Origin of the sequence: Shewanella inventionis (genome assembly GCF_019931735.1) — a bacterium.
Classification (GTDB): domain Bacteria; phylum Pseudomonadota; class Gammaproteobacteria; order Enterobacterales; family Shewanellaceae; genus Shewanella; species Shewanella inventionis.
In genome coordinates, this window is the sequence record NZ_CP082926.1 from 1,054,145 (window position 1) to 1,079,560 (window position 25,416).

At 43.2% G+C, this 25,416-nt stretch carries 21 protein-coding genes and 2 pseudogenes; 13 read left to right on the top strand and 10 right to left on the bottom strand.

Going from position 1 to position 25,416, the window contains the following annotated elements:
• Positions 1-16 precede the first annotated feature (16 nt).
• Positions 17-1,225, bottom strand: a complete 1,209-nt coding sequence (locus K8B83_RS04805) for a porin (protein ID WP_188740639.1) — start codon at positions 1,223-1,225, stop codon at positions 17-19.
• Positions 1,226-1,372: 147 nt separating this feature from the next.
• On the opposite strand from K8B83_RS04805, the gene K8B83_RS04810 reads away from it, so the two are divergent.
• The gene (locus K8B83_RS04810) at positions 1,373-2,641 is read left to right on the top strand and encodes an IS4 family transposase (RefSeq protein ID WP_188741273.1); all 1,269 of its coding nucleotides are present in this window, start codon (positions 1,373-1,375) and stop codon (positions 2,639-2,641) included.
• 336 nt (positions 2,642-2,977) lie between these two features.
• Positions 2,978-4,441 carry an MBL fold metallo-hydrolase RNA specificity domain-containing protein gene (locus K8B83_RS04815; protein ID WP_188736092.1) on the top strand — a complete coding sequence of 488 codons (1,464 nt, stop codon included), beginning with the start codon at positions 2,978-2,980 and terminating at the stop codon, positions 4,439-4,441.
• Between the two features lie 45 nt (positions 4,442-4,486).
• On the opposite strand, the pseudogene K8B83_RS04820 reads toward K8B83_RS04815, so the two are convergent.
• Positions 4,487-4,820: pseudogene (locus tag K8B83_RS04820) on the bottom strand (winged helix-turn-helix transcriptional regulator).
• Between the two features lie 105 nt (positions 4,821-4,925).
• Here K8B83_RS04820 and K8B83_RS04825 point away from each other — a divergent pair.
• The 4 genes from K8B83_RS04825 to K8B83_RS04840 all read left to right on the top strand — a co-directional run bounded on the left by K8B83_RS04825 (position 4,926) and on the right by K8B83_RS04840 (position 8,722).
• Positions 4,926-5,693, top strand: a complete 768-nt coding sequence (locus K8B83_RS04825; RefSeq protein WP_188736096.1) for an SDR family NAD(P)-dependent oxidoreductase — start codon at positions 4,926-4,928, stop codon at positions 5,691-5,693.
• A 190-nt stretch (positions 5,694-5,883) separates the two neighbouring features.
• Positions 5,884-6,408: a DUF3087 domain-containing protein gene (locus K8B83_RS04830; protein WP_188736510.1), complete on the top strand. Its 525-nt coding sequence runs from the start codon at positions 5,884-5,886 to the stop codon at positions 6,406-6,408.
• 32 nt (positions 6,409-6,440) lie between these two features.
• Positions 6,441-7,454 carry an LLM class flavin-dependent oxidoreductase gene (locus K8B83_RS04835; protein WP_188736512.1) on the top strand — a complete coding sequence of 338 codons (1,014 nt, stop codon included), beginning with the start codon at positions 6,441-6,443 and terminating at the stop codon, positions 7,452-7,454.
• 143 nt (positions 7,455-7,597) lie between these two features.
• Positions 7,598-8,722 (top strand): tetratricopeptide repeat protein, encoded by a 1,125-nt coding sequence (locus tag K8B83_RS04840; protein WP_223419282.1) that lies wholly within the window; start codon positions 7,598-7,600, stop codon positions 8,720-8,722.
• A gap of 277 nt (positions 8,723-8,999) precedes the next feature.
• On the opposite strand, the gene K8B83_RS04845 is transcribed toward K8B83_RS04840, so the two are convergent.
• Positions 9,000-9,422, bottom strand: coding sequence for an organic hydroperoxide resistance protein (locus K8B83_RS04845; RefSeq protein WP_188736100.1), 423 nt, complete (start codon positions 9,420-9,422; stop codon positions 9,000-9,002).
• Positions 9,423-9,744: 322 nt separating this feature from the next.
• Here K8B83_RS04845 and K8B83_RS04850 point away from each other — a divergent pair, with 322 nt between their 5' ends.
• Positions 9,745-11,508 carry an alkaline phosphatase D family protein gene (locus K8B83_RS04850; RefSeq protein WP_188736102.1) on the top strand — a complete coding sequence of 588 codons (1,764 nt, stop codon included), beginning with the start codon at positions 9,745-9,747 and terminating at the stop codon, positions 11,506-11,508.
• A gap of 76 nt (positions 11,509-11,584) precedes the next feature.
• Here K8B83_RS04850 and K8B83_RS04855 read toward each other — a convergent pair whose 3' ends face one another.
• The 4 genes from K8B83_RS04855 to arfB form a co-directional block, all read right to left on the bottom strand.
• Positions 11,585-12,592, bottom strand: coding sequence for a class I SAM-dependent rRNA methyltransferase (locus K8B83_RS04855; protein ID WP_188736104.1), 1,008 nt, complete (start codon positions 12,590-12,592; stop codon positions 11,585-11,587).
• A gap of 85 nt (positions 12,593-12,677) precedes the next feature.
• Positions 12,678-13,070, bottom strand: a complete 393-nt coding sequence (locus K8B83_RS04860) for a DUF3859 domain-containing protein (protein ID WP_188736106.1) — start codon at positions 13,068-13,070, stop codon at positions 12,678-12,680.
• 3 nt (positions 13,071-13,073) lie between these two features.
• Entirely contained in the window at positions 13,074-13,526 is a 453-nt protein-coding gene (gene aroQ, locus K8B83_RS04865; protein WP_188736108.1) for a type II 3-dehydroquinate dehydratase, read from the bottom strand.
• Positions 13,527-13,626: 100 nt separating this feature from the next.
• Positions 13,627-14,043 (bottom strand): alternative ribosome rescue aminoacyl-tRNA hydrolase ArfB, encoded by a 417-nt coding sequence (arfB, locus tag K8B83_RS04870; protein ID WP_188736111.1) that lies wholly within the window; start codon positions 14,041-14,043, stop codon positions 13,627-13,629.
• A gap of 252 nt (positions 14,044-14,295) precedes the next feature.
• Between arfB and K8B83_RS04875 the strand changes: the two genes are divergently transcribed.
• The gene (locus K8B83_RS04875; RefSeq protein ID WP_188736113.1) at positions 14,296-14,661 is read left to right on the top strand and encodes a SpoIIAA family protein; all 366 of its coding nucleotides are present in this window, start codon (positions 14,296-14,298) and stop codon (positions 14,659-14,661) included.
• Between the two features lie 68 nt (positions 14,662-14,729).
• Positions 14,730-14,906 (top strand): DUF3012 domain-containing protein, encoded by a 177-nt coding sequence (locus K8B83_RS04880; RefSeq protein WP_160056019.1) that lies wholly within the window; start codon positions 14,730-14,732, stop codon positions 14,904-14,906.
• A gap of 111 nt (positions 14,907-15,017) precedes the next feature.
• Here the strand turns inward: K8B83_RS04880 and K8B83_RS04885 are convergent, their stop codons facing one another.
• From K8B83_RS04885 to K8B83_RS04895, 3 genes and pseudogenes are all read right to left on the bottom strand, one after another.
• Positions 15,018-15,809: a cation:proton antiporter domain-containing protein gene (locus K8B83_RS04885; RefSeq protein WP_317846457.1), complete on the bottom strand. Its 792-nt coding sequence runs from the start codon at positions 15,807-15,809 to the stop codon at positions 15,018-15,020.
• Positions 15,809-16,930, bottom strand: coding sequence for an ISAs1 family transposase (locus tag K8B83_RS04890; protein ID WP_223418983.1), 1,122 nt, complete (start codon positions 16,928-16,930; stop codon positions 15,809-15,811). The genes K8B83_RS04885 and K8B83_RS04890 overlap by 1 nt, the downstream gene beginning before the upstream one ends.
• 105 nt (positions 16,931-17,035) lie before the next feature.
• Positions 17,036-17,485: pseudogene (locus K8B83_RS04895) on the bottom strand (cation:proton antiporter domain-containing protein); the annotation flags it as partial.
• A 409-nt stretch (positions 17,486-17,894) separates the two neighbouring features.
• Here K8B83_RS04895 and K8B83_RS04900 point away from each other — a divergent pair.
• The 4 genes from K8B83_RS04900 to K8B83_RS04915 all read left to right on the top strand — a co-directional run bounded on the left by K8B83_RS04900 (position 17,895) and on the right by K8B83_RS04915 (position 25,214).
• A complete protein-coding gene (locus tag K8B83_RS04900) occupies positions 17,895-18,215 on the top strand; it encodes a hypothetical protein (protein WP_188736117.1) in 321 nt (106 codons plus the stop codon).
• Positions 18,216-18,447: 232 nt separating this feature from the next.
• The gene (locus K8B83_RS04905; RefSeq protein ID WP_188736120.1) at positions 18,448-21,264 is read left to right on the top strand and encodes a hypothetical protein; all 2,817 of its coding nucleotides are present in this window, start codon (positions 18,448-18,450) and stop codon (positions 21,262-21,264) included.
• A gap of 84 nt (positions 21,265-21,348) precedes the next feature.
• Positions 21,349-24,033 carry a TonB-dependent receptor domain-containing protein gene (locus tag K8B83_RS04910; RefSeq protein ID WP_188736122.1) on the top strand — a complete coding sequence of 895 codons (2,685 nt, stop codon included), beginning with the start codon at positions 21,349-21,351 and terminating at the stop codon, positions 24,031-24,033.
• A 221-nt stretch (positions 24,034-24,254) separates the two neighbouring features.
• Complete coding sequence (locus K8B83_RS04915) at positions 24,255-25,214, top strand: hypothetical protein (protein ID WP_188736124.1); 960 nt, start codon at positions 24,255-24,257, stop codon at positions 25,212-25,214.
• The last annotated feature ends 202 nt before the right edge of the window (positions 25,215-25,416 follow it).

Sequence of the window (25,416 nt, forward strand, 5' to 3'; positions counted from 1 at the left end):
TTCAGTTTGCGTCACATTAAAGAGTGTAACGAATACCAATAGCTACGCCGTCGTCTTCAGACAGTTCCATTCTTGCTTGTTGGTCTTTATCGTTGCTTGTAAAGTCGCTGTAATCACGACGTACTTCTAAATACACAACGGTTTCTGGGTTAAATACATAATGTAGCCCCATCACCACAAACTGACGCTTAAATTCGTCTTCTGGATCAGCATTGTAGTTTGGCTGAATCACATAATCATCGCCAGCATCTAAGATGTTGTACGACACAAAGGCACGAATGTTATTTTCAAACATGTACGAGAATAACGACTCAACACCAACGGCTTCATCAATTAAGCGACCAATGTTGTCAGTGTCGTGGTTTTCGTTTTTGTTGATGTTTGCCGAACCATAAAACCCATACTGATCGAAGTTACCCCAGGTCACCCCTACACCGTAAATGATGTCTTCAGCGGTAGAGTTAGTGCCGTTACCAAATTCAACATCAAACTCACCATAGTTAACACCTGCGGCTAACACAAGCTTGTCAGTTGCTTGGTAAGTTACCGAGCCACCGTAAGTGTAGTTATATTCAACCTGCTGTGCTTCTGCAGAGCCTGTTTCCCATAACGCTTCACAATCATCTTGGGTAATATCTTCATAGTCGCAAGTATAAAACTCGCTGTTTTTTAACTGCACTTGTACGGCAAAGCTCACGTCGCCAAAACTGTTACGGTATTGCACGGTTTTGTCACCGCGACCTACACCGTTTACTGCGCCGTCATCTTTGTTATAAGTGTATACACCAGCAGTGTTACCGTCCCACACAAAACCGTAGTTTGTGCCGTATACCACGTCATACCAAGCACCCCATTGCTTGCCAATTGTGAGACTACCGTAGGTGTCATGTGCAAGACCTGCATAGCCTAAACGGTTATAAAAAAACTCATCTTGAATTGATTCAAAACGGTTGTTGTAAACAATGTCTGTGCTACCGACAGGGTTAACTCCCCACTCTAATTTTGCAAATGCGTTCCAGCCATCTTGTAGTTGGCGAGCAAACCCAAAATTAATGCGTGACGCGCCGTTAACGACTTCAGTTTCACCTTGGGTATTGATGACGCGAGCATCAACAAAACCACCAATGCTAACGGCATTAACATCATCTTTAAAAATTTCGGTAGCTAAAGCCGAAGGTGTGATTAGTGCGCTAGAAATCAACGCTGCAACTAAAGTTTTATTCATTTTCATTTCTTGTCTCGTTGTTTGAGTATGCACAGCTTCATAGACAGGATCTTTAGCAATAAACCTATATTTTAGATAGAAAAAAGGCCTTATTTATGATCTGATAATTGTCGCCAAACAAATCAACATGACCAATAAATAAAGCCGATGACAATTATCACCTTAAAAAAGCAATTTATGCAATTCTTCAATGCAGACATCCTTCAAAAAATGGCTAAGCGCACAGGGTTTATACAGCGAAATCGCGCTGTATTACCTGAACTATTGGTACCGAGCTTGCTCTCTGCGTTGAGCAAAGGGAACTGCCATGCCATTGCTGACTTACATCGTCAGTTTAATGGTATGTGTCTGACAGAAAATGATAATGTGGCTTACAAACCTTTTCATAATCAGCTCCGCAAAGCCGCCTTTGCTGATTTTATGAAGCAATTGGTTCAGCTGGCTATCGCTCAGTTTGCTCGCCAACAATGCGCTTCGCTTCCGAAGAAGTTGTTAGGCTTTGATGATATTTTGCTTCAGGACGGCAGTTCTTTTCATGTTCACAAGGCGTTAGCTGACGTGTACCCAAGCCGCTTTAAGCGTAATCCAGCCGCGATAGAGTGCCATATGACCCTGTCATTGCGCACATTTAACCCCACGGCAATGGCGATAAGTGCTGATACCGCTTCAGAAAGAACCTATCTCCCCATGGCCTTTAGAATGAAAAATACACTGCTTCTGGCTGATGCGGGCTATCCTGATTTCGAATATTTTGCCAATGTGGAACGGCATCAAGGGTTCTATATTTTTCGGGGGCAAAAGTCACTCAACCCAAGAATAGTTGAAGCTAGAAATGGCAAGGGCCGTGTACTGCCTAAGCTTGCCGGAATGAAGCTTAAAGACATCACGCGTCGCACCAATCGCTCAGAAGTGCTTGACCTAAAAGCCCTGCGGGGAACGCAGGAATTTCGAGTGATAAGGCGTTGGTTTGCAGAAGAAAAACGATTTTGCATCTGGCTAACCAACTTACCGGCAGAGTCTTACTCAGCCGATGACATTATGGCGATTTACCGCTGCCGCTGGCAGGTTGAACTGCTGTTCAAAGAGTTGAAATCACATACAAACTGGCAGAGATTTGCCACCGCGCAGAAAGCGATAGTTGACGGCCTAGTATGGGCCAGCCTGTTGGCACTTATCATCAGACGCAGCACTGCGATGCGCATCATGCCTTCAGTTTCGCTGTTCAAAGCGGCAAAGAATGTGGACGTTTGGCTACTGCCAATCTTTGAGTGTATCTGTCATCGGGCTTGGTCAGAAATAACAGAAAAGATAGACTGGGCGGTCAGCTATATAACAATAAACGCAAAAAAGTCACAACAAAGAAAATCTAGAAAAGACATAACGTTAGATGGAGTTTTTGCAGGCCTTAATGCTTAAGGTCCAGTGTATGTGCACAGCTTAGTCCATTAATACATCTTTCCATTGAAGAAGCGGAGAGTAGCAAAACCTTTATCGACTCACAAAGTGAAATATGCTCAAAATGGCGATATTGATCATAAAAATTAATCATCAATGATTTAGTTAAAATAAGTGTTAACAATAGGTTATGCAGTGTGGGTGAATGTTAACAATTGGTGTTTTATGCATTAAAAATGATTTTTTATGTAGCATTTTTGGGTGAGGATTTTTAGTCGTTTATTTGATGTGGATCGCTATTTAATTCTGAAAATGTCATACGCTTAGTTTATGGCTCATTGCGATAAAGGTGATTTTATGCAAATGACTTTACAGTTTTTCGGAGCGACAGAAGAAGTGACGGGTTCCTGCCATTTGCTGACTATTGATGGCAAGCAGGTACTATTAGATTGTGGGTTAATTCAAGGCGGAAAAGCCGACGAGTTGCGCAATCATGATCCTTTCCCATTTGATCCTGCCCAGCTTCATGCCGTGGTTTTAAGCCATGCGCATATTGACCATTCAGGACGTTTACCCAGTCTCGTTAAGCAAGGGTTTTTAGGCCCCATTTACACCCAAAGAGCCACCGCGCAGTTATGTAATATCATGCTGCGTGATGCGGCAATGCTGCAAGAGCGCGACACTGAAAGAAAAAATAAAAAGCGTGTTAAAAATGATTTAGAAGCACTTGAACCACTCTTTACTGAAGAAGATGTCGAGCAGGTATTGGCTCAGTTTGTGGTGGTCGATTATGGCCAGCGTGTCCAAGTGGCAGACGCTCTTGAAGTACGCTTGTCGGATGCGGGGCATATTCTCGGTTCGGCGATAGTTGAGTTGTGGCTAGGGCAACAGCCAGAACAGAAAAAACTAGTTTTTAGTGGTGACTTAGGTCGTGCAGGCATGCCGATATTAAGTGATCCAACCTTTGTCGACAAAGCTGATTTAGTGCTAATGGAAAGTACCTACGGCAACCGTTTACACCGCAGCTGGCATGAAACACTAGTGGAGCTTAAATCGATATTTAAAGCGACCATTAACCAAAGTCGCGGCAATATTTTAATCCCCGCTTTTTCAGTGGGTCGTGCGCAAGAATTACTGTATTTGTTCCATTTATATGCCAAAGAATGGGACTTATCGCGTTGGCGTATTTGTTTAGACAGTCCAATGGCGATTAAAGCTACTGAGGTTTACGTTAACAATTACCCCATATTGGACGATGATTTTAAGCGTTTCACTCGGATGTCGCCCGGCAATCATCCATTACTATCGTGTGCTGAGTTTGTAAGCAGCACAGAAGAGTCGATAGCACTTAATGACATACACGAAGGATTAATTGTGATTGCGGGGAGCGGTATGTGTAATGGCGGCCGTATTCGTAACCATTTTGTGCATAATTTATGGCGTAAAGAAGCCAACATTATTATTTGTGGTTATCAGGCGTTAGGCACTCCGGGGCGCTTATTGGTGGATGGCGCAGAAGAGCTGACCATTCATGGCCAAAGTGTCAAAGTGGCTGCGCGTATTCACACCGTTGGCGGTTTGTCTGCCCATGCTGACCAAGCTGAGTTGTTGCGTTGGTATCATCACTTTGAAGATTCACCTGCCATTATATTGGTGCATGGTGAGCCTGAGGCGCAACAAGTATTAATGGAAGCGCTTAATCAAGATGAGGCAACCCAACCCAAAAGTAGTGCCATTGCTCAGTGGGGCGATTGCTTAGATTTAACCGCATTGCCAGAGTTTGTATGGCTTAATGCCGCCAGTGACACATCTGAAACTTAAAAGGTTAATTAACTTGAACTCAACTGATGATGCTTAGCCTACGGGTTAAGCATCAATTTCATTTTGCAGCTTTTCAATGTCGTCTAAAATCCGCATAAATTTTTGGCCAAACTCTGTCACCTCATACTCTACCCGAGGCGGAATTTCGGGATAATTTATCTTATTTAAAATCCCGAATTCGAGGTTCTTTTTTAAGCATTGATTGAGCACTTTAGTGCTGAGTCCATCAACCGATTTAACCATCTCACCGGGACGATTAATATTATTAGCGAGCAGCTGATACGGTTAACGACCATTTGCAGCCGTAAATGGTTTCGACCATACGGGCTGACTTTTCGGGTGCAGACTTTCGTGAAAATAATTTTTCTTTTGTATTCATCAATATGTACCTAAAAGTACCTATGGAACTAAATTGTACTTACTATTCAATCAGATAGTTTATCAATAAGCTTATCACACTTACTCGTAACTTAGGTGTGAACAAATGACAACTTTAACCCAAAAAACGGCATTAATTATTGGTGGCAGCAGTGGTATTGGTTTTGAAACCGCTAAGCAATTAATTACTCAAGGTGTCGCTACCATTATTGTGGGTAACAATACTCAAAAGCTCGACGCAGCGGTTGCGCAGTTATCAGCATTGGGCGAGGCCAGTGGCGTTCAAGCAAACTTGTACAATGCGCAAGATCTGCAACGTGTGGTTGAAATGATTGATGCAATGGATTGTAGTATTGATTATTTAGTTAATGCAGCAGGTTATTTCAACCCTAAGCCATTTTTAGCGCATCTGTTGAGTGACTACGACATCTATATGGAGCTAAACAAAGCGATGTTTGTAATTTCGCAAGCGGTTGCCAGAAACATGATTAAGCATGGCGGTGGCAGCATTGTTAATATTGGTTCTATGTGGGCGAAGCAAGCCATTAAAGCAACTCCATCGAGTGCTTATTCTATGGCAAAAGCGGGGTTACATGCACTGACTCAGCATATGGCGATGGAATTAGCAGAGCATAATATCCGTGTTAATGCCGTGTCGCCAGCGGTAGTGCACACGCCTATTTATGAAGCCTTTATTGAGCCTAATGACGTTGAAAGCGCATTAGCAGGTTTTAATGGATTCCACCCTATCGGCCGCATTGGTACAACTGTTGATGTTGCCAATAGCGTAAAGTTTTTATTGTCTTCACATGCGGCCTGGGTGACGGGCGCAATTTGGGATGTTGATGGCGGCGTAATGGCAGGCCGTAATTAAGCTAAACCCTAAATTGGGTTACAAGTAGATTGATAAGCTCATTGTTGTAATTACGGTAAGCCCTTAAATGATTGATGATTTAAGGGCTTGTGCCTTTTTATTCTGATATAAAGCGATTTACTCTTTTGTTCTCCCATTAGGGCGCGTTAAGCTATGCATTAATTTGTTGTGTGTTTTGGCGAGTAGAGTGATGAAGTTAGTTAAAATAGATAAAAGCCAGTACCGTTCGGTTAACAATCAGGTGCAGATTGGCTTAGTGGTGATACTGGCCATTTTGTCGTTGGTGTTCGGTCAGTTAATGATTTATTTCTTTGGCGTTAAGCCATTACCTGGTGCCGAGTCTACTGGGAATTTTCATCTAAACTTTACTGGGGTTATTTTGGCGTTAATGGTGTGCAGCCTGCTGGTGCGTAACTTGCGTGAAAAGCCCAAGTTTTATGAAGTGTATTACGTGTGGCAACTTAAGCAGCTGCAAAACAAAATTTACCGTAAACTCAAAGCGGTGCAACAAGCGGCCAAAGACAATAACCGTGATGCTTTGGTGGTATTGAGTTTTTATTATCAAAGTTTGGCATTGGTTTACGAGTTAGACAACAACACCTTAACCATGTCAAACGTCAATAATGAACTGGATAAACTACAGCAAGCTATTGAAGCTGCAGGTTTTACAGTTGACACAGACGAATTCACTCCAGAGATGCTACAAGCTTTTTAAGTTGGTTTTTATTCCTCAAATAAGGAGCCATGATGTCAATATTGGCAGATATTCCTTTTTCGTTACTTGAACTTGCGCCAATGCGCGAAGACTCGACAGTGTCATCAACATTGCAGGGCAGTCTAGCTTATGCCCAGCATGCAGAAAGCTTGGGGTTTAATCGGTTTTGGCTTGCCGAACACCACAATATGCCGGGCATTATTTGCTCGGCCACTTCGATTTTAATCGGTTATATTGCGGGTGGCACAGAGCGCATTAGAGTGGGTGCGGGTGGCATTATGTTGCCTAATCATGCACCGCTTGTGGTGGCTGAGCAGTTTGGCACCTTAGCTAGCTTGTACCCAGGCCGAATTGATTTAGGCCTAGGCCGTGCGCCGGGCAGTGATCCGGTAACCAGCTTAGCGCTTAATCGTGATACCCAGCGGGCGGAGCATTTTCCGAATGAAGTCAGTGAGCTGCAATCATTGCTTGGCCCACGTGAAGCTCGCCAAATAGGGCAGACTAAAGCGGTAAGAGCTATTCCGGGCGAAAATACCAATGTGCCGATTTGGTTATTAGGCTCAAGTTTATTCAGTGCGCAACTCGCGGCTCAACGTGGTTTGCCGTATGTGTTTGCGGGCCATTTTGCACCACGGTTTTTATCTGAGGCTATTGCGTTATATCGCCGTGAGTTTGTCCCGTCAGCAGTGCTCGCCAAACCTTATGTGATGGTTGGGCTACCGTTAGTGGCAGCGCCTACCGATGCTGAAGCGCAATACCTTAGCACCACTTCAAAACAACGCATTTTAGCGCTTATTCGTGGTCAAGAAATGTGGTTAAAACCGCCTGTCGATAGTATGGATGGGTTGTGGAGTGAGCAAGAAAAAAGCTATGTCGATAGTTTTTTAAGCTTATCTATTTGCGGCGGCCCTGCGACCATTAAACATCGTTTAGCAGTGTTTGTTGAACAGCTTGGCGTAGATGAAGTGATGTTTACTAACGATTTATACAGCCATAAACATCGCCTGCGCGCACTCGATATTTTAATGAGCATTAAAGAATCGTAATCGTTATAGGGACTAAGATAGACAACCTTGCCATAGAGGGATATCTGTTGCATATTTAAGCAATGAATCAACTACATGGAATGTTGTTAATGCCCTTATCAAGTCATCTGCTATTGAGTTGGCGCAATATCATGTTGTGCCTTATGACCGTGTTATTAAGTGCTTGTTCACTGCATCCTGCCAATAACCAACAATCAACGACGTTGCCTTCGTTTAATTATTCACTAGTGTCAGCTGAGCAGGTTAATGATGTACCCGCCATTTCGAGCTTAACGCATTTAACCTTATCGCAGCGAGATGAGTTAGCGGCTTTTGTATTGAGGGACAGCATTAAAGCATTACCAAACCGATTAAAAGTAGCCGCATTTATCAATCATAAAATGATGAATTTTAATTACGAAGGGCAAAATTATACCAGTACAGAATCCTGGGAAAACCAGTCTGGTAATTGTATGGCATTGGCACTATTAACCTATTCGGTAGCAAAAGAGCTTAACGTGCATACGGTGTTTCAAGTAGTGCATGCCGCGCCAATATTGACCAATATTACGTCTGATATTTTAGTGACCTCGGATCATGTTCGTATATTTTTGTACGATGAAAAACCTGAAGGGCACTTTTTGAGTGGTAGCTTGGCGACGGTGATTGATTATTTCCCCGATCGCTTTGATAGAACGGGCGCAATCGTATCGGAAGAACAATTTTTAGCGATGTTTTATCGTAATTTAGCGGCAGATGCCATGCTTGAGAAACAATATCAACAAGCGTTTTTACTGCTCAATAAAGGGTTAACGCTGGCCCCAGATTACGAGGCATTAATCAATATGATGGCCATTGCTCACCGTCGTTTAGGCGATGAACACACGGCTGAAAAACTTTATCGCTACGCTTTAGCTAATAATACAAATTCGATTAGTGTTTTAAGCAATTATCGTTTGTTGTTGGAATTGCAAACTAGAACCGCGGAAGCACAGAAGATTAATCAACATTTGTTAGCAATAGAGTCGAGTAATCCATACAGCTATTACAGTTTGGGCATTGAAGCGCTCGAGTTTAAAGACTATAAAACTACCGTGATATTTTTAGAAAAATTTATCGACAGTGCACCGTATTTTCATCCTGCATACTATGCACTTGCCCGTGCTCACGTTGGTTTAGGGCAGCATAAAAAAGCACAAGATATTTTACAACAGGCGATAGCGTTAACTGACATGCCCGCCAGTAAGCGCAATTATTTAGCTAAGCTTAATATGCTTAAAGATAAATAACCTGAGATCGGGATAATAAACGCCTTTCAAACAGTCCTTTGCCCTGCTAACTGCGTTGAATCGACTTGCAATAGGCTAGCTATTGATGCGTCAATTCGCCTTGTTAGCAGAACAAATGACAAGCTTGAAAGTGAGAGTGGGTAACGTGTTGATTTTAAATAACATAAGATCTTCCCTTATCCCGAACTCAGGTTAAATAACCTAAACGATAAATAACAGCAAAAAACCAAGACTCGCGTCTTGGTTTTTTTGTTGGCTAATGTCGCAATCTTTTGGGTTAAATCGCTTGGCCATTTACAGTTAATTTTACATCAATGTTGCCACGTACTGCATTTGAATATGGGCAAACTTGGTGCGCGGTTTTAACCAGTTTTTCTGCTGATTGCTGGTCTAAATCAAGTTCAACCGCAAGGGCGACTGTAAGTGCAAATCCGCCATTATCGTTGGGGCCAATGCCTACCGTTGCTGTGGTGGGAGCTGCTTTGATGGCCACTTTACCTTGGCTTGCTACGTGCAATATTGCGTTTGAGAAACAGGCTGCATATCCTGCGGCAAATAATTGTTCAGGGTTAGTAAACTCGCCACTGCCGCCCATTTCTTTTGGGTAGCTTAATTGTAAGTCGACTTTTTTGTCGTCGGTAGAAACTTGACCATTACGGCCTGCTAATGCGGTTGCTGAAGTGGTGTATAACGTTGACATAGTAAACCTCGTGTAAAAGTAAAATATTCTAAGTTGCGCACAGTTTAAGTTGTGCGCAATCTAATTGTGTTCACTATAACTAAGCAAAAAATAAAATGCAACTATATTGCGCACAATTTAATTTAGTTAATTTGTTTCGCCTATAAAAAGGGGGGTTACATCAGCAGGCTTGGTTTGACAATTATTAAGGCTGCAGGCAAGTCGGGTTTGTCATGCTTTTGTCACTGTAATGTCACTCAACACTCTCACAATAACCGCTCATTAGACCTCTTAGGCCGTGCAAATCATGGCCATCCGTTAACGATAAAAATAAGGATATGATATGAAACGGTTTGTCACTCGTCGTGATTTTTTGGCTATGTCAGCTAAAGGTGTTGGTGCTGCTGTGGTGTCTTACGGACTAATGGGCTGCAATAGTGATGACGATGAGGTTATTTCTGGTCAGTTTTTACAAGGTATTGCCAGTGGCGACCCTGCAGCTGATGCCGTGATCTTATGGACGCGCGTTACGCCTGATATACAAGGCGATATAACGGTGTCATGGGAAGTCGCCACCGACAGTAACTTTACTGATTTGGTGACTAATGGACAAACCGTCACCAATGACAGTCGTGACTATACCGTTAAAGTTGATGCGGTGGGTTTAGCGCCAGGTCAGCAATATTTTTATCGTTTTAAAGCAGGTGAAAACGTATCTGAGATTGGTCAAACCCGCACGTTACCCCAGGGCAGTGTTGACTCAGTTAAGCTTGCGGTGATGTCGTGTGCTAATTTCCCAGCGGGTTATTTTAATGTGTACGAAATGGCTGCTCAGCGAGATGATTTAGATGCTGTGGTGCATTTAGGCGATTACCTTTATGAATATGCTCGTGGTGAATACGCCAGCGAAAATGCCGCTGCATTAGGCCGTGAAGTCTTGCCTGAAGGTGAGCTGTTTCTATTAGCCGATTATCGTACACGTTACAGCCAGTACCGCAGTGACAGTAGTTTACAAAAGCTGCATGCCAAAGTGCCTTTTATTACCGTGTGGGACGACCATGAAGTGGCTAACGACACCTGGAAAGACGGCGCTGAAAATCATAACGACGATGAAGGTGATTTTGATCAACGCAAAGCTGCTGCACTGCAAGCCTACTTTGAGTGGCTACCCATTAGGCCTTGGAGCGAAGGGAATAATGAAGAAATCTACAGAAGTTTTAATTACGGTAACTTGGTTGATTTGCACATGCTCGATACTCGTGTGCTGGCTCGCGATAAACAATTAGAGTACAGCGACTACATTGACGCAACAACGGGCAGCTTTGATAGTGATAATTTTTTAGCCGCAGTCACTGACACCAATCGTACTTTATTGGGGCAAACCCAATTGTTATGGCTACAGCAAACCTTGTTGCAGTCTACTGCTAAGTGGCAGGTACTGGGGCAGCAAGTGTTAATGGGTAAAATGTTATTGCCTGCTGCTATTGCGACTCAGCAAATGAGTATTCCACAATTTGCTGAGCTCGCGGGTATTGCGGTATTAGCTGCTCGTGCACAAGCAGGCGATACCACGTTAACCGCTGAACAACTGGCTTACCTGCAAGCTAACCAAGACAAGTTGACCCCAGAGGTGATGGTGTTACTACAATTGCCATCGATTCCATACAATCTTGATGCTTGGGATGGTTACGCCTATGAGCGCGAAGTAATATATGCCACAGCGAAATCGTTAAATCACAATTTAGTGGTTATTGCTGGAGACACTCATAATGCGTGGGCTAATGAGCTAACAGACACCAATGGCGATACCGTAGGCGTTGAATTTGCCACTAGCTCCGTGTCATCACCAGGGCTTGAATATTACTTAGGTTTGTCTGATGCTGAAATGCCAGCAACCGAAGCGGCAATTGTGGACTTAGTGAGCGATCTTAAATATGCCAACTTAAAAGACCGGGGTTATTTGTTGCTAAGCTTTACGGCAGATGAAGTACGCGGCGATTGGCAATACGTCGATACCATTTTAGACACAACCTTTGCCAGTTTAGATGCACGTAATTACAGCGCGACGAGCGCTGCGGGTAACCCACAAATCGTGGCAATGTCGTAAGCACTTTTGATTAACCAAAACTATTCAGCCACCTTTTGGGTGGCTGAATGATTATAAATGATCGATGAAGTGTCGATTAATCTATAGTAAGCACGACAATTTTTAGTGGATGATTATCATCAAATGCAGGAAAGTCTTGATGGCATTCTAACCACTGTGTTGCCGTGACTTTACGGCCTTGTTTTTCAACGCAGCGTACTAGGCTGTCATACCATGTTTGGCGATCCACTTTAGCGACATTGTTACAACACACAATTTTACCGCCTGCTTTAGTGGTTAACACAGCAGGTTTAAATAAACCTTGGTAATCATTGACTAAATCGACAATACCAAAAGCACTTTTGGCAAAACGTGGTGGGTCTAAAAACACTAAATCAAATTGCATGGCCCGCAGTTTTGGGTATTTAGGCAGTTTTTGATTACGACGTCCGCCAACCGTTAACCCCGCTAATTGACGCAGCGCCGGAAACGCATCACTTTGCACAAACTCACATACATCGGTAACCTTATTTAACTCGGCATTTTTTTGCCCGGCGGCTAATGCAAATGATGAAAAGTCGACATTCATTACATTACGCGCACCGCCCATAGCAGCGGCAATACCAATACCGCAAGTGTACGAAAACAGGTTGAGTACCGTTTTATCTTTGCTGTTATCGCATACATATTCACGACCAATGCGCATGTCTAAAAATAGCAGAGGGTCCTGGCCTTCGTGGCGTAGCTTAGAGGTAAAGTTTATGCCGTTTTCGCGGATAACTTGTTCCGTTTGAGCATAATCCTGGGCTTCATTGCCGCTGGTGTTAGCGACACGTGAGTGACTGCCTGAGCGATCATTGTAAACAATATGAAAGTCAGCATGAGCGGTCAGCACACTTGATATAGCTTCAAGCTGTTGTTCTGTTAAAGTTTGATGAAAGGTTTGGATTAACCACGCATCGCCGTAACGGTCAATATTAAGGCCATTTTCGCCTTCTACAGTGCCATGAAATACCCGATAACAATCGGTATTATGTTGCTTTGCGTGCTCAAAAAAAGCAGCGCGTTTCGCTAACGCATCAGTTAAAACAGCTTGAATAGACATGGACACTCGATAATGGCGGGGCAATTTGCGCGCAGTATAGCAAACAATCACCTGAAATGTGGCGGCGTGATTATCGATAGAGCTTTTATTCGGGCAGATATATCTTAAAGGTTTTATCGGCAACAATTTTGCCATTGAGCTCAAGTGTCATTCGCCAGTTACCAAGCTTATTACTCACAGGTGCCCAAATGCAATCGCCTAAGTAAAAGCGCCAATCGTTTTCTTTAATGAAAACCTCTCCATCAAATGGTGGTCTCACATGACCATTGTCGTCTGGAATATCTGGATGATATATGCAGTAGGTTAATACTTGGTTTTTGGCTTTTTTGATCCGAGCAATAAAACCAAACTCAGTATCAATAACGGCGGGGACGTGAACAGTCGCCTCTAAAAAACGTGGCAAGTCATCACTCTGGCTGTCCCACTGGCTGAATATGCCGCTATAAATAATGCTGATATCGGCCTTTAGCTTACTCAAACTTTATCCTTTGTTGTGCTCTTTTAGGTATTTTATCGCCGCTTGCAGGGCAAAATCATAGCCTTGTGCGCCTAGGCCGCAAATAACCCCTTGGGCTTTGTCAGAAAAATACGAATGATGTCTAAAAGGCTCGCGCGCATGCACATTTGATAAATGCACTTCAATAAACGGAATCGCAACGCCGAGTATTGCGTCACGCAAGGCTACGCTGGTGTGGGTAAATGCAGCAGGATTGATAATAATAAACTGGGCATCAGTAGCATGTATGGCATCAATAAGTTGGTATTCAGCGTTTGACTGAATGTGCGCTAACTCAACGCCAAGCTGATTAGCACTTTCGGTTAAATCGCTCACAATTGTGGCTAAGGTTTGGTGGCCATAGTGCCCCGGCTCGCGACGGCCAAGCAAATTTAGATTTGGGCCGTTAATCACTAAAATTTTGGCAGTGCTGCTCATGGTGCTTCCTGTGGTGTGGGCAATAAAACGTGTGAGTCCATTCTTACTGAAGATGTGCGCGTGGTAAACCTAAAAATGTTCATCTAACGGCTAAAATGCATTAATAGCCGGTTTTATTTTGGCGCATTGCTTTAGTGGCACCGCGTTGTTTTTTCGCTTCAATACGGCGAGTTTGACTACCTTTGGTGGCTTTGGTTGCAATACGGGCTTTTTGTACAATGCCGACGCTTTTTACCAATTCAATAAATTGCTCTAACGCGGTTTGACGATTAAAGTCCTGGCTTCTTGATTGCTGACACTTAATGATGATTTTTCCGCTTTTGGTAATGCGGTGATCGGCCTTTGCTAATAGCTTTTGTTGATAAAATTCAGGCAAAGACGATGTGGCAATATCAAAGCTAAGCTGGGCCGCTGTTGATACTTTATTAACGTTTTGACCGCCAGCGCCGCTTGAGCGAACAAACTGCCATTCAATTTCGTTATCTTGCAATATGACTCGTTGAGTTATTTGTATCATTCGGTTGAGGTTGTCCCCTTTAATTTATTCAATATCAACTCATTATACCGTAATTGGACATAGATTTCAGCGGCGGGCATTTGTCAGCTTGGGCGCTGCTTCACATGAACATTAACTCAACGACGGATTAATCGTGGAGTGATTACATCAATTGCAGACTTTTGCTATTATGAGCGCCATTATTGCTTTACACGATAGCATCACCGTATAAAGCCTGTTCTATAGCCTTTAAATAAGGCTGGAGTTAGCATTATGTTGTGTCAAATCCCCGATATTTCCAAGGGTGTTATTAGTTTATTTGTTAGTGGCCGTTTATCTGCGCCTGATTACCGTACTCGTTTGCAGCCAGCTATTCGTGCCTATCGTAAAGATTGGGGACAAGTGTGTTTGTATATTGAGGCAGATGTATTGCTCGAAGGATGGGACTTTGGTTCATTAACCGGCAGTGGTGAAGTACAGTTACCAGAATTTGATGCACTAGTGTTTGTTGGCGGCCCTGATTGGGTGGGCAATGCAGTACGTTTAATGGGGCCGTTTATGCAAGGTGAGGTAGCATGGTTTCCGTTATCGCAAAAACAAGATGCTATTGCGTGGATTGCTAAACGTTCAAAGTGTTAGTTTATGGTTTGCTGATACCGTAAAGGGTCAACAAACTCCGAAATTTAATAGAAAAGGATAGCTTATTTATGTCTTTATCAAAATTAGTTGCTGCGTCAAGCGCATTATTATTAACCCTTAGCTTAACGGCTTGTGCTCCTGAAGTGGGCAGCGATGCTTGGTGTAAGCAAATGAAAGAAAAAGAAAGCGGTGATTGGACAGCAAACGAAGCCGCTGATTACGCTAAACATTGCGTATTTAAATAAGCGTTAGTGCGCAACCCGTTGATAAAAGCCTTAATCATTTGATTGAGGCTTTTTTGTATTTGGTGCATATCGATCAAGCTAAAAATCTGATCAATTAAGGTTGTTGACGTTTTAGATATCAGGCTTTTTGGGCTGTAAATTTAGTTTGAGTTTGTTGGCCAATGGCTCGATGGCTGAACCTTGCACAATGACCGAAATCAGCACAATGAAAAACACCATGTGGATCATTTCACGTGACCCTTCAACCCCCGCAGCGGCAGGGATTAGTGAAAAAACAATCGGCGTTGCTCCCTTTAAACCAATCATTGACACAAATAATCGTTTGCGCCAATTGGCTTTTTTAAAGGGCAAATAACAAAGTTGAACGGCTAACGGTCTTGCGACCACAATTAGTAATATTGCTGGCAATAATGAGACAGTAAAGACAGGTATTAATTGCTGTGGGAAGATTTGCAAACCCAAAATAATAAACATTAATGACTGTGCTAGCCACGATATGCCATTAAAAAAGTGCTTGCTCACCTCTGCACCTTTTTTTAAGTAGTTACCAATGATGACGCCTGCAATGTATACCGCAATTAATTCGTTGCCGCCTAAAATTTCAGTGCTGGATACTGTTATGGCAAATGTTGCCAAAATAAATACAGGAATAAGTCCAAATTCTGGTAGTTTGATATTATTTAGCGCCCAAACGGCTAATTTACCCATAATAAGGCCAATAAGTGTTCCTACACCAATTTGCTGCCCTAGGCTTGAGGCTATAGATAATGCCGTAGGTGCACCCTCTGCACTGCTCACGATATAGTCGGTTAACATAATGACCATTAATAATGCTATGGGGTCGTTTGTGGCCGATTCAAACTCTAAAATGGTGCCTGTGCCCAGGGCGACCGCATGAGTGATTAAATTTCAAGCAAACTGGTAAATCCTGCCCTTAACACTTCTTCTAAATACTCAGGTTTCATCCATGCTCGTTTTTGTTTCATCGGGATACTTCCTTTAGATGATTCTGAGCGGAGCATATTTAACGATAGTTTGCGTAATAATGACCAATTCTCTGCTGCATGATTTTGATAAATCTGGCAATGGTCTTCACCCATTGAAGCATCCAAAACCCAGTGTAAACTGTTTTCGATAAACCAGTGAGAGCGCACTGCATCTGCAAATTTCTGCTCTGGTAATTCTGCCGAACTTATATAGTATCGATAGGTTAATGCCCCCTTACCATTGCAATGTCTATAGCTCATCGCCATGCCAATTGAATGTAAACCCTGCCATTCACTAAAGTCACCTTCAAGCTCATTTGCACTAAGTACATGATAAGCTCGCGCTTCAACTCTACCGTGTTTGTTCTCGATAGCTAGCGGTGATAAAGGGGCTTTGCGGACTGAGGAAAAAGCCGACATTATCGCGTCATGCAATGATTTTTGATTCGATTTTACAGCAAGTAGATAATCACCATCTTGCTTAACTATTTGTGCGGCGATTGACTTCTGACATCCCATTGCATCGATGGAAACAAGTTTTTCTCTTATATCTAAGAGTTGCAGCAAATCAGGAATGGCGGTGATTTCGTTAGATTTGTCACTGGTCTTTAACTGACCCAGCACTAACTTATTTTCGCAAGCAAATGCGTTGACCATGTGTATCGTTGATAAACGGTCATTACGATGATAAGAACGCTTTAACGTTTTTCCATCTATCGCAATAAGTTGGCCATCACTTGCACTATGGACGGCTTGCATCCATTGCATGAAACATGCACTAAACTCATCTGGGTCAATACGAGAAATAATTCGAGCAATCGTATCATCAGCAGGTACACCTTCCTTTAAGTAACCGTGCTTTTGAAACCACGCTAGATGACCATCAGCATAACAATGTATATCTGCCCAACCCTCAGCGCCTGCGATGACGGCACATAAGCTCACAAATAAGATATCCTCTAAAGGATATGTCACCTTGGCCGTTTGGCGCTGGTCGATGATGTTACTAAAGTGGCTTGTGAAGGCTTCGATATACATGCTTATACTCCTGAAAAGAGAGTATAAGATCACGAACGCTGTATTAGGTCAAATAAGATTTAATCGATAGCGTATTTTGTTTAAAAAACGTTCGCGATCTCACCCTGTGCCTGTGCCCTGTTTTAATTTTAATTTTTTAGACTCCAAAATTGAAAACACCGCAGCGGCATCGGTTGATGACACCACGGCAGCAAATAACATGCAGGTAATGAGGCTGACATCGAGTAAAGCACTCAAGATAAAACCAAAAATGATGGTTGTAAAAATAACCCCAAACGTCGATAACATGCCGCCTTCCTTCCAGGCAAAGCGAATGTTTTTCATGGGGGTGTTAAGGCCACCAACAAACACTATGGTGTTTAAAGCAAGGGTTCCGATTAGCGATGTTAATTGTAGATCATCGTAAACAAATCCAAACTCACCATTGCCAAAAGCTAAACCTACACCCATAAAAATCAGTAATGATGGCAAGCCTAATGTTTTAGAAGGGTGGTGGAGTAAAATGCCGATAGCGATAAGGATCGATATTCCTAAAATAATAATATCTAGCGGCATATTGGCACTCCTTGGCGAGTAAGATTGTATTTTATAGCCAGTTTAGCATTAAAGTTACCTTAAACTTGTTTTATGAGCATTTATTAATATTTATTTATCGATTGTTAGCGAGTTTCCCATCAGTTTGTTGACTGAGCTAATAGCTGTTCATAATGTTTATGCTAACGGCGTTTTTACTAACGGTGTAAATGTGTAATCTTTATGCACGTATTAACCCTTGTAGAATTAATTAGCAATAGCTTACTTCTTTTGCTGCTCGCCCGTGTATTAATGCGTTACACCGTTTTTAATTAACTTTTTTATTACATTTGTTCGGTGTTAATATGGCTTAAATTTATTTGATTGCAGACTCGACATGGCCATATTAATTAGTGTTTGGGGTGTTAGCATTGTTTGTTTTGGGCTGTTTATGTTACTAAAACCAGTGCCCTTTGCTGATGCTATTATGCAGTTTAGTCGAAAGCGTTATTTTCATTATTTTGAGATAATCTCACGCCTTGCTATTGGCGCTGCTTTATTATTAGATGCCCATAACACGGCTTATCCATTGGTGTTTGAACTTATTGGTAACTTACTGTTTATTGTTGCTATTGTGTTGGTTTTTATGACAGAAAAACACCATAAAAGATTTGCAGTTAGCGCCGCTAAACACGGTGTAAGCTGGTTTAAGCCCGCAGGAGTGGTTGCCATAACCTTTGGCTTTTGGACTGTATTTGTCAGTGTGATTTAACCCTGCTTAGTGTGTCATATACCCAACCAATGTTATTAATTTTTCTTTTTTGTTAAAAATTTATTTTACTCAAGCTTCCTGCTAACCCGCATCACCATTGGATTTGCATATTTCTGCAATGTTAGTGAAATGTTATTGTCATTTTGCCGCAGTCTTTTTGTCATTTTAAACCATTAGCTTGTCATCCAGCCGATTTACTCACAAACGCTTACATCCGTCTTCGGAGATGACAATGGAACTGAAAAACCTTTTTAAATTGACTGCTCTTTCAACAGCACTTGCTGCCACGTTAGGTCTTGCTGGTTGCGGTGGTGATATCAATATCAACACAGGTAATGAAACCACAACCCCAACGACACCAACAACTCCAACTACACCAACTCAAAGCGCACAAGAATTATCATACAGTGGCTTTGCAACTAAAAGTTCAACAACAGTAGATGGCAAAGAAGTTTGGGTGTTAACGGGCACATTGGCACCTTCTACTGCGGCATCAACCATTACAACCGGTGGCCAAGATGGCGACTTAATCGTATTAGGTGATGATGTTGTATGGCAATTAGATGGTCCTGTTATTGCGGGTGGTGATAACGAAAACTCGATTGAATTATCGATTTTGCCAGGCACCAAAATTTTAGGTAGCAGCGATTCATACCTAGTGATTAACCGTGGTTCTAAAATCATGGCAGAAGGCACCGCAGCAGAACCTATCGTGTTTACGTCAGTAGAAGCGGGTTTAGGTGAAGAGGGTGAAGCTGGCCAATGGGGCGGTTTAGTGTTGTTAGGTAATGCACCTGTTAACAGTTGCCCAGATTTAACTAACTGTGACGCGTCGTTTGAAGTCGGAAATTACAGTTACGGCGGTGATGACACTGAAGACAGCTCTGGTTCTATTAAGTATGTGCGCGTTGAGTTTGGTGGTTTTAAAATCAACGACACTCAAGAAATGAACGGTATCAGCTTTGCGGGTGTGGGTGCAGGCACCGAAGTTGACCATATACAAGTTCATTTAAACAATGATGACGGCGTTGAATTTTGGGGCGGTAACGTTTCAATTTCAAATGTGGTATTGACTGAAAACTTTGATGACTCGTTAGATTGGACTAACGGTTGGCAAGGTAGTGCGCAACACGTTTATATTCGTCAGGCTGATAACGGTTCAAACCGTGGTATTGAAGCCGACAGCAATAGCGATGCATCAGCGTCTCCGATGTCACAACCTGCACTGGCTAATTTTACAATCCAGGTAGCTAATGGCACTAACAGCGGCGGTGACGATGCTGAAGGCATTTTATTCCGTAAGGGTACTGGCGCGCACGCTTATAACATGTTGGTTAAAGGCGATGTTGACTCGGGCGAATGTTTAGAAGTGAACGACGATGCCACCGTTAATAATGCAAACACTGCAGAGTTAACTATGCAAAACAGCTTGATTGACTGCGTAGAGCCATTTAAAGATGCCAAAGTAGACGCTACAGCGGGTACAACGTTAGCGCTAGATGTTGAAGCATGGTTTACCGGTCAAGATGGCAACCTAGTGGGCGCATCTGATCTTAACGATTACATGCCAAACTCTTCATCAGTTGCATTAACTGGCGGTAAAGCAGATTTAAGCAACCTTGATGCTCGTTTAGATGATGCTGAATACATTGGCGCATTTGACGGTACAAATGACTGGACTACCGGTTGGACTACAGCCATTCATGACGATGTAGATACTACACCAGCTGAATTACCTGTAATGACGTCTTGTCCGGTTGGCACAACTCAATCAGATGCAGTAGCAGGATTATATAAAGACTCATCAGTCACACTAATTTGTACCCTTGAAGGCAACGTGCTTAGCAATACCACATTGCTTGCCGGTCAAAACGTGATGTACAAAATTGATGGCGGCGCGGTACTTGTTGGTGCAGATAAAACCACATCGGCAACCTTAGCGATTCAAGCTGGTGTTAAGTTGTTTGCTACCTCAAACAGCTACATTGTCGTTAGCCGTGGTTCTAAAATTATGGCTCAAGGCAGTGCTGATTACCCAATTATCATGACTTCAGAAGAAGATGTGATTGCAGGTGCTGAGGGTGAGCGCGGTCAATGGGGTGGTTTGGTTATTTTAGGTAATGGCTTAACAAACACATGCCCAGATAAAGATGCGTGTGATGCATCGTTTGAGGTAGGTGACTTCCCATACGGTGGTAATGACAACGCTGATAACAGTGGTCAAATTAGCTATGTAGTTGTTAAGTATGCAGGCTTTAAAGTTAATGACACACAAGAAATGAACGGTATCTCGTTTGCAGCAGTGGGTAGCGGTACACAAGTTGACCACATCCAGGTGCATGCTAACGGCGACGATGGCGTAGAGTTCTGGGGTGGCGCGGTTAACATGAAGTATGTTTACCTAACTGAAAACTTTGATGACTCATTAGACTGGACTAACGGTTGGACAGGTAAAGCGCAGTTTGTGTACATCACGCATGAAGATGGCAACGCAAACCGTGGTATCGAAGCTGACAGTAACAGCTCAGGTGCAGCGGCAACGCCAGTGTCTGCGCCAAAGCTTGCTAACTTCACTATTTTACCTGGCACAGACACTGCAAACGCGAGTGGCGACAACGGCGAAGGTATCTTGTTACGTGTTGGTACTGCAGGTGAGCTTTATAACGTGCTAGTACAAGGCCGTAAAGGTAGCACAGCTGAAACTGAATCTGGTGAGTGTTTAGAGCTAGACGGTTCAGTATCAAGCCTGGTTGACAACGTGAATGCGGGTACCTTGGTAATGACTCACTCAATCATTGATTGTAACGAGCCATTCAAAACATCAGGTACTACCGACATTAACACTGAAACCTGGTTTATGGGTCAGGAAGGTAACTCTACATCAGTTGTGAGCATTACCGACGGTATGCCAGCAGCAACCGATACAACGCTTCTTGGAACAGGTAAAGACTTAAGTACTGATGACAGCTTCTTCGAATCAACCAACTATATTGGTGCATTCGATGGCCAGACTGACTGGCGTCAAGGTTGGGCTTTTGACCCACAATAATCACCTTGATTAAGTAATCAGTGACCTATTAATAGCCGCTCGCAAGGGCGGCTATCTCTGAACCGCATACAGGATAGTATAAGTATGAAAACCAAGCCGAGTTTTACCGTTAATAAGTTAAGCCTTGCCATTATCTCTGTGATTTCTGCGGCGACATTATTAACAGCTACCCCCGTATACTCGCAAGAACCTGAACCAGCACGCGATCCTGGTGAAGTGATTCCGATTGAGCCAATTGAGGTTATTTCAGTGACCGGGCGCTTACGCAGCTCAGCATCAGAAGCCACTGAAGAACGTCGTGAGCAAATTGCTGTAGCCGATATTATGGGCTCAGAACAAATTTCAAGAACCGGTGACGGTGACGCAGCCGCAGCGCTTCGTCGTGTGACAGGTTTAACCTTAAAAGATGGTAAATTTATTTATGTACGTGGCCTAGGTGAGCGCTATTCAAGCACTTCATTAAACGGAGCCACTGTGCCATCGCCAGATCCAACCCGTAACGTTGTGCCTTTAGATATGTTTCCTGCATCGATTATTGAATCATTGTCGGTGCAAAAATCAGCGTCAGCCAATGCGCCAGCCGCGTTTGGTGGTGGACATGTGGATATTCGTACTAAATCCATCCCATCTGATTTCTTTTTTAAAGCCTCTGTAGGCGGGCGCTACAACACTAATGACTCAGATGACAGCTACACCTATAACGGTGGTGGCGATGACTGGACAGGCCAAGATGATGGCACCCGCTCTATGCCGACCAACATTAATGACACCATTGGTCAGTATGGTGGTATAAGCCCAATTGATATCGTAAGTGGTTCTAATGGCAATGTTAATTATCAATCTGCTCAAGCAATTAACCGCGAATTAGCCCTTGGTTTATATCGCGATATGACAGTGCAAAGCCAAAGCACAGACCCTGCAATGCGTGGTGATATTGCCATTGGTGACCGTTGGGACATAAGCGACGACATTATTTTTGGTGCATTGTCTGCGGTGTCGTATAAAAAACAAGCCGAAAACTACTCCAAGCGTGAAGTTGAATTAGACGGTGACAGCAGCCAGGTTCAAATAGAAAACCAAAAAGACGTTGTGGGTACCGACTCTATTGTTCAAGTGTCTGGCATGATTAACCTTGGCTTAGAGATTGGCTACAACCATAAAATCGAAACCTTCACTACATACTTGCAAGACACCTCAGACGATGTGTCACTCGGTATTGAAGAAACCATTGATACGCTAGACGAACCCAATGCGCTGCAAGTTTATAACATCGACTATGAAGAGCGCACATTAATCAGTAATCAGATTAAAGGGCATCATTTTATTGAGTTTTTAAACGACTCAGAAGTGAACTGGAAGTTTTCGGATGCACGCTCAGAGCGCTACGCGCCTAATGAATTGTCGTACACTTATAACGTGGTGTTAGACGATAACAACGAGCTGTTATCGCGTAACCTTAATACCCAAGATGCGCCTAAATATGTATACAGCCGCCTACAAGACGACAGCCAAAATTACGGTTGGGATTTTACGTATCCCGTTAATTTTGACAGCGCCGTGCTTAAGCTAAGTACAGGTTACGAATACTTTGAACGCACTCGAGAAAGCTATGCGAGTCGTTTAGGCTTGGACGTTAACTTAAGCCCGACAGACCCTAACGGCAGTATTTTAGCCGGTGATTTTGATGATATTTTCTCAGACAGCAACATCACTAACGACGTATTAGATTTAGAGCTTAAAGACGCCTCGACCGACACCGAAGATTACATCGCCGCAGAAAAAAATGATGCGGTATTTGTGAGCATGGACATCGACTTTGATGATGTTTGGCGCGTTTATGCCGGTGTGCGTTATGAAGATTTTCGCCGCGTCACACTCCCCATTGACCCTGATGGCGAGATTTCAGATGAAGGCGGCCGTTACGACTTAGCAGATTATGTGATTGCCGAAGACGGTTGGTTCCCATCGTTATCATTAACTTGGAAACAAACCGACACTACACAATGGCGTTTAGGCGCGAGTAAAACCATAGTGCGTCCAGACTTACGTGAAGTGTCGCCAGTGCGTTTCCAAGACCCTGTGACTGGCTTTGATTTCTTTGGTAATCCAGAGCTAAAAAGTTCAGACATTCTTAACCTTGATTTACGTTGGGAATACTACTCAGACAGTGGTAATAACTTCAGTGTTGGTGCGTTTTACAAAGATGTGGACGCGCCGATTGAGCCGATTCAACGTATTTCAGAAGCCGGACGTCAGCTTAAGTTTTATAACGCGCAGTCTGGTTACATTTTTGGCGTTGAAACCGAGTTTTTACAAGAACTTGAGTTTTTAGGCAGTGATGGCAGCATTTGGGAAGACTTTTTTGTAGCCGGCAACTTAACCGTTGGCGACTCAGAAATTGATATTGAGCCTAACGGCGAAATCGACCCAACTAACCAATCGCGCCGTATGACAGGGCACTCGCAATGGGTAGCAAACTTGCAGTTAAGTTACGACTCGCCAGACAGCTACCATAGTGCCACATTAGTGTATAACGTATTTGGTGAGCGCATTGCTTACGGTGGACGTGGTGGCCTAGACGATGTGTATGAAAAGCCATTTCATAGCCTGGACTTTACCTATACTTTCTTCCCTACTTTGAGCACCTCGATCAAGTTGAAAGCGAAGAATCTTTTAGGTGAAACCACCGAGTACGAACAGCAAAACTACCAAGTGTATGCCAAAGATCCTGGCACAGAATACACCTTACAGTTTAGCTATGAGTACTAAATGCATGAATAAGTAAGGTTAAAACGAGTACTGGTTTTTAGTGGTTTTTACTCATCATTTCAATCACTGAAAACGTGCACGGCCACTTTCTTCGGAACAAAGAAAGTGGCCTTTTTTGTTTATTCTAATGCCATACAATTAACGATTGCTCGATACGTTTTAATACATATTTGTTAGAATACCGCTACTTTTGTCAGTCGCAGCCTGAGTCAGTCATTATTATGTTTAACCGCCTTACTGTATTTTTATATTTAATCCTAGCCTTATCAACCAGTGCCTGCGCGATGCCAACGGGCATGAGCCAAGCAGGCAACATTACTGCGCCGTCTATTGACGAAGCCAGCGGCCTAGCGGTATCGCGGATTAATGACAATATATTGTGGGTGCACAACGACAGCGGCGACAGCGCAAGAATTTTTGCTATCGATACTCAGGGGCAGCAGTTAGCCACAGTCAATATTCGTGGTGTAAACAATACCGATTGGGAAGACATTGCCTCGTTTGTTTACCAAGGCGAGTCGTACCTATTGATTGCCGATGTGGGTGATAACCAGGCGAGGCGATCGCAATATCAGTTACATTTGATCAAAGAGCCCGATTTAAGCTTGCTTAAAGGCCAAAAAAACCTATCGGCCCAACCGGTTTGGAGTATGACTTTTACTTACCCAGATGAGGCTCGAGATTGTGAGTCAGTCGCAGTCGATGTCATCAAGGGTAAAATACTGTTACTGACCAAACGTGACACGCCGCCCGTGTTATACGAGCTGCCGTTAATCGCTCCAGCGCAGCAAAGTGGATCAAATAATTCATCTACTCAAATAATTAAGCAGCAAGCCAAACGGTTAGGCGAGATAGCGCCATTGCCGACAGCCGTGCTCGACTATGTCAGCATTTATACCTGGGCAGGATTTGCCGGAACCCCCACCGCAATGGATATCTCGGCAGATGGTTTATCAGCGGTGATATTAACCTATACCCACGCGTTTTATTTTACTCAAACCACACAAGGTGACTGGTTAAGCTTGTTTTCAACCACACCACAACAGATTGCACTGCCCGCACTAAAACAAGCCGAAGCTGTTGGGTTTAGCCAGGATGGCCAGAGTATTTATATTACCTCAGAGAAAATCCCAGCGCCTTTGTATAAAATGGACTTAAATGGGCCTAGTACGCTGCAGTAGATAACGGTATTTGCACAGACCCTAGATACAGTTACAGGCAGGGAATAACTTTAAGCCGCTATTATTGAGTGCTGAAACTTGGTTTTTTAAGCATTGCAGTGAGATATTTGGCGCCAATCTGTCATCCTCGAATGTTGTTATCTGGGATCCGGCTATTTTTAAGAGCTATAGACGACAGATAAGCTAATGTTAACGAAAATTT